Consider the following 1399-nt stretch of genomic DNA (forward strand, 5'->3'; position numbering starts at 1 on the left):
CTATTTCACGGCCAGAGGAGGGAATAGGTCAGCCGTCAGAAACACGCCCTCGCGTGCTTGATCCCGCCTGTGGGATTGTGACATTTACTGTTGAAAGTTATAATATTCTCAAAGATTTATACGGGAATACGAGTCATCAAGAGCTCATTGATGGATTAGTAGCAGTTGACATCAACCGCTTCCCACTCCATTTGACGGCACTAAACCTCTCATCTCAGAATATTCAAGAAAAAACGGACCGGCTTCACATCTTCCATGACAGTTTCTTTAATATTGATCCAGAAACGAATCGCCTTCTTGATAGCCGGATTGATAATTCTGAGGAGTCTGGAGAGCTCGGGACGTTTGATGCTGTTGTTGGTAATCCACCGTATATTCGTCAAGGAGAACTACATCCGAATAAGGAACACTTCCGGACACATCTCAGAGCTTTCGGTAGAGAAGGATACACTACCTATCTTGATGGATCGAAATCGATCAGTGCGCAGTCGGATGCTTATGTGTATTTCATCACACATGCAACTCAATTTCTTAAACAAGGTGGTCGTCTCGCGTTCATCGTTCCAAACAAATGGCTGACCACGCGCTACGGTGAATCCCTCCAGCAGTTCCTATTTGATCACTACAAAATTGAGGGTGTTGTTGGATTCACATCACGAGCTTTTGAGGACGCACTGGTTGATACTGTCCTCCTAATGATTGAACGGTGTGAAGACCAACAAGAACGTGAAGACACGACAATTCCGTTCATTCGGATACGGGAGTCAATGGATGCTGAGGATATTATTGATACAGTTTCGGTGGACTATCAGACCCCTAAAGGCGCATATATGGAAATCCGGGATCGACCGGCTTATCGCGTAACCGCTGTTGATCAATCGTATCTGATGGACATTGGACCGGGTAAACTTCTACCATATATCCGGGCCCCAAGTGAGTTTATTGAATTGCTTGAACACCCGGCTCTCGTTCCGCTAGACGATATTGGCGACATAAAACGCGGAGAGATGTCTGGTGCAGTTGATTTCTTCTTTGTAAGTGAAGAAGATCGCCAAGACTGGGATATAGATGAGAGATTCCTACTACCGGCGATCAAAAGTATTCGTGATGTGGACTCACGTGTTGTCCGGTTTGAGGATACCCAGAAGTACTTTTTCGATATTCACGACTATGTCCAACAAGTAGAGCGTGATACTGCTGGGCTCGCAAATGACTCCGATTTAGTTACTAGAGTGAAAAATACACTTGAACGAGATGGCTACTCTGGGGCACTAGCGTATATTAAGTGGGGAGAGCGTGAGGAACACAATACTGGGGCGACCTGTGAAAATCGGGATGTTTGGTTTGATTTGGGCACTCTCGAACCTCCAGAGATTCTCCACCCCAAGTTCTTCAATGA

General features: G+C 45.7%; 1 protein-coding gene. It reads left to right on the top strand.

Going from position 1 to position 1399, the window contains the following annotated elements; all coding sequences use genetic code 11:
* Nucleotides 1-53: 53 nt before the first annotated feature.
* Nucleotides 54-1399: N-6 DNA methylase (locus U4E84_RS17420; protein WP_322533353.1), on the top strand; the 1346-nt coding region annotated here is incomplete at its 3' end.

The sequence above is a fragment of the Halorubrum sp. AD140 genome (genome assembly GCF_034497445.1).
Lineage (GTDB): Archaea > Halobacteriota > Halobacteria > Halobacteriales > Haloferacaceae > Halorubrum.